Genomic DNA, 4,275 nt, shown 5'->3' with positions numbered 1-4,275 from the left:
ATGGGCTGCAAAGCAGCCCGGTTATCTGCGCCACCTGTTTCTTACATCCTGCAACGCTCTATCCCACTGCCCACGCGTCATCCTCTGCCATACTCCGCCGTACACAGTTTGAAATAGTCCCCCGATTGAAACGGCACCCCAGGCCCCTTATATACCCCGCAGTAAGCGACAATTCATCCGTCAGGAGAACGTAACAACCATGATGCGCATTCTGTTGTTTGTAGCCACCAACCTCGCGGTGGTGCTGGTTGCAAGCATTACCCTGAGCCTGTTCGGTTTCAACGGGTTCATGGCCGCCAACGGGGTCGACCTGAACCTCAGCAGCCTGCTGGTGTTCTGCGCCGTGTTCGGCTTCGCCGGCTCCCTCGTCTCGCTGTTCATCTCCAAGTGGATGGCGAAGATGACCACCGGCACCCAGATCATCACCCAGCCGCGCACCCGCCACGAGCAGTGGCTGTTGCAAACGGTCGAGGAGCTGTCCCGGGAAGCGGGCATCAAAATGCCTGAAGTGGGCATTTTCCCGGCCTACGAGGCAAACGCCTTCGCCACCGGCTGGAACCGTAACGACGCACTGGTAGCGGTGTCCCAGGGCTTGCTGGAGCGTTTCTCGCCCGACGAAGTGCGTGCGGTACTGGCCCACGAAATCGGCCACGTGGCCAACGGCGACATGGTTACCCTGGCGCTGGTTCAAGGCGTGGTGAACACCTTCGTGATGTTCTTCGCCCGGATCATCGGTAATTTCGTCGACAAGGTCATCTTCAAGAACGAAGAAGGCCAGGGCATCGCCTACTACGTGGCAACCATCGTTGCCGAGTTGGTATTGGGCATCCTGGCCAGCATGATCGTCATGTGGTTCTCGCGCCGCCGCGAATACCGCGCCGACGAAGCCGGTGCACAACTGGCCGGCACTTCGGCGATGATCGGCGCTCTGCAGCGCCTGCGGGTGGAACAAGGCCTGCCGGTGCACATGCCGGACACGCTCAAGGCCTTCGGCATCAACGGCGGCCTCAAGCATGGCCTGGCCGGCTTGCTGATGAGCCACCCGCCGCTGGAAGACCGTATCGAGGCCCTGCGCCGTCGCGGTTGATCCACCGGGTAAGCAAGGGCGACTTCGGTCGCCCTTTTTTGTGCCTGCCTGTGCAGGCTTACCCGCGCTAGCGCCGGCAGACCCGGTAGACCCGCTCCAACACACTGGATGCCCCGGCCTGCAGAAACTTCGGACTTTCCCCGAGCACCTGCGCCTGCTCCAGTTCATCCACCTGCCAGCCCGCAAAGCCCTGCCTCAGCTCCTGATCCGCCACCGAAAACGGCGGACCGGCCAGCAGCGACTGGTCGTAATCCAACGTCACCACCACGCCAAGGCACCCGGCTGGCAACAACGCCGACAGGGCCTGCGCGTAGCGCGCACGCATGGGCGGCGGCAGGGCAATCAGCGCCGCGCGGTCGTACAGGCCCGCGCAGTCGCCGACATCTTCTGCCTGCAGGGCAAAGAAGTCCCCACACCACAGCTCCACGTCGCCACTGCGCCATACTTCAAAGTCGCCACGCTGCCGCACCTCGGCCTCAAGCCCATGCTCGCGGAAGAAACCCTCCACGGCCCGCCGCGAAAGCTCCACGCCCAATACCCGGTGCCCCTGCCCGGCCAACCAGGCCAGATCGAGGCTTTTGCCGCACAGTGGCACCAGCACGCGGCTGCCGGGCACCTGCTGCAATGTTGGCCAGTACCGCTGCAGATACGGGTTCACCTGCGCCTGGTGGAAGCCGATCTGGTTGTCGGCCCACCGTTGCTGCCAGAACGCTGGCTCCATGAACACTCCCGATTTTTAGATGGTTTGCCAGTAAAAGTTGGTTTGGATTTCGATCTTTAGTTGATCGAAGATGAGTGCATCTTAACCTTCAGGACCCCGCCATGCTGCCCAGCCTGTTCATTTCCCACGGCTCCCCCATGCTTGCCCTGCAACCCGGCGCCAGCGGCCCGGCGCTGGCAGGGCTCGCCAACGCACTGCCGCGGCCGCAAGCCATTGTGGTGGTGTCGGCGCACTGGGAAAGCCGCGAGCTGCTGATCACCGGTGGCGCACACCCAGAAACCTGGCATGACTTCTACGGCTTCCCACCGGCCTTGTATGCGGTGCAGTACCCTGCGCCCGGTGACCCTGCCCTCGCCGGCCGGGTCGGCGAGCTGCTGCATGGCGCCGGGCTGGCCGCGCGCCTCGACCCGCAGCGGCCATTCGACCATGGCGCCTGGGTGCCGTTGTCGTTGATGTACCCCAATGCGAGCATCCCAGTGGTGCAGGTTTCGCTGCCCACCCAGATGGGCCCGGCGCTGCAAGTGAAGGTTGGCCAGGCACTGGCGGGGCTACGCCAGGAGGGCGTGCTGCTGGTGGGTTCGGGCAGCATTACCCATAACCTTGGCGAGCTGGACTGGCATGCCGGGCCCGACGTGATCGAGCCGTGGGCGTTGGCGTTTCGAGATTGGGTAGTGGAAAAACTGCGGGCTGATGACCGGGAGGGGTTGCTGGCTTATCGGCAACAGGCGCCGTTTGCAGTGCGCAACCACCCGAGCGATGAGCATTTGTTGCCGCTGTTTTTTGCCCTTGGGGCGGGGGGGCAGTTTGGCGTTGTGCACCAAGGCTTCACCTTGGGGGCGCTGGGGATGGACATCTACCGGTTCGACTGACGATTGCGGGGGGCTGCCGCGCAACCCCACCATGGCACAGGCAAAAAAATCCCCAGCCAAGGCCGGGGATTTTTCATTGCGCCAGGATCAATCCTCGCGGTAGCGGCGCAGCTTCAGCTGCTTGCCGGCCACGCGGGTGTCCTTGAGCTTGGACAGCAGCTTCTCGAGGCCATCTTCCGGCAGCTCGACCAGGCTGAAGCTGTCGCGCACCTGGATACGACCGATCGCGTCACGCGCCAGGCCACCCTCGTTGAGGATAGCGCCCAGCAGGTTCTTGGCGGCGATGCCGTCACGGGCACCCAGGGCGGTACGGCAACGCACGCGGCCTTCGGCCAGCGGCAGCGGCGCACGACGCTCGCGGTCGCCGCGGTCAGGGCGCTCGCTGCGCTCACCACGTTCGGTACGCTCACCACGCGGGGCGAAGCTCGGCACCAGCGGCTGCTCACGCTCTACCGCCGCCAGGTCCAGCGCCTGGCCGTTGGTGGCCTTGCGCAGCAGGGCCGAGGCCAGGGCACGGGCGCTGCAACCCAGGTCGTTGGTCAGGCGGTCGAACAGGTCACCATGGGTGGCTTCAGCCTCGGCAACCAGTGGCGCCAGGCTGTTGGTCAGCTTCTTGATGCGCGCATCGAGCACCGCCTGGGCGTTCGGCAGGCGCGCTTCGGCAACCTTCTGCCCGGTTACACGCTCGATTACCTGCAGCATGCGGCGCTCACGTGGCGTGACCAGCAGCAGCGCACGGCCTTCGCGACCGGCACGGCCGGTACGGCCGATACGGTGCACGTAGGACTCCGGGTCGTACGGCATGTCAACGTTGAATACGTGAGTGATGCGCGGTACGTCCAGGCCACGGGCCGCCACGTCGGTGGCGACAACGATGTCCAGGCGGCCATCCTTGAGCGAGTCGATCACGCGCTCACGCTGGTTCTGGGCGATGTCGCCGTTCAGCGCAGCAGCCTTGTAGCCCTTGGCTTCCAGCGCGGCGGCCAGGTCCAGGGTGGCTTGCTTGGTGCGCACGAAGGCGATCAGCGCGTCGAACTCTTCCACTTCCAGCAGACGCAGTACAGCCGGGATCTTCTGGTCGGCGTGGACCATCAGGTGGGCCTGATCGATCGCGGTAACGGTCTGGGTCTTGCTCTGGATCTTGACGTGCTTGGGTTCGCGCAGGTGGCGCTCGGCGATCGAACGGATCGACGACGGCAGGGTGGCGGAGAACAGCACGGTCTGGCGGGTAGCAGGGATGGCGTCGAAGATCACTTCGAGGTCGTCCATGAAGCCCAGCTTGAGCATCTCGTCGGCTTCGTCCAGTACCAGGTACTGCACGGTCGACAGGACTTTTTCGTCGCGACGCAGGTGGTCGCACAGACGGCCCGGGGTGGCGACGACGATTTGCGCGCCGTTGCGGATGGCGCGCAGCTGTGGGCCCATTGGGGCACCACCGTACACAGCAACCACGTTCACGCCTGGCATCTGCTTGGCGTAGGTTTCGAAAGCGGTAGCAACTTGCAGCGCCAACTCACGGGTTGGCGCCAGGATCAGGGCTTGCGGTTCGCGCTTGCTCACATCGATCTTGTTGAGGATCGGCAGGGCGAAGGCAGCGG

General features: G+C 64.4%; 4 protein-coding genes. 2 read left to right on the top strand and 2 right to left on the bottom strand.

The window, feature by feature from the left end; all coding sequences use genetic code 11:
* Positions 1–199 precede the first annotated feature (199 nt).
* Positions 200–1,087, top strand: coding sequence for a protease HtpX (gene htpX, locus G1E_RS25975; protein WP_047150248.1), 888 nt, complete (start codon positions 200–202; stop codon positions 1,085–1,087).
* Between the two features lie 67 nt (positions 1,088–1,154).
* On the opposite strand, the gene G1E_RS25970 is transcribed toward htpX, so the two are convergent.
* Complete coding sequence (locus tag G1E_RS25970) at positions 1,155–1,808, bottom strand: thiopurine S-methyltransferase (RefSeq protein ID WP_009683622.1); 654 nt, start codon at positions 1,806–1,808, stop codon at positions 1,155–1,157.
* A 101-nt stretch (positions 1,809–1,909) separates the two neighbouring features.
* Here G1E_RS25970 and G1E_RS25965 point away from each other — a divergent pair, with 101 nt between their 5' ends.
* On the top strand, positions 1,910–2,677 hold the full coding sequence (locus tag G1E_RS25965; protein ID WP_047150247.1) for a class III extradiol ring-cleavage dioxygenase: 768 nt from the start codon (positions 1,910–1,912) through the stop codon (positions 2,675–2,677).
* 87 nt (positions 2,678–2,764) lie between these two features.
* Here the strand turns inward: G1E_RS25965 and G1E_RS25960 are convergent.
* Positions 2,765–4,275 (bottom strand): DEAD/DEAH box helicase (locus G1E_RS25960; RefSeq protein WP_177329624.1); only part of this gene is annotated, 1,511 nt, incomplete at its 5' end.

Source organism: Pseudomonas sp. TJI-51 (assembly GCF_000190455.2).
GTDB classification, from domain to species: domain Bacteria; phylum Pseudomonadota; class Gammaproteobacteria; order Pseudomonadales; family Pseudomonadaceae; genus Aquipseudomonas; species Aquipseudomonas juntendi.
This window is presented reverse-complemented; position numbering and strand designations above follow the sequence as displayed.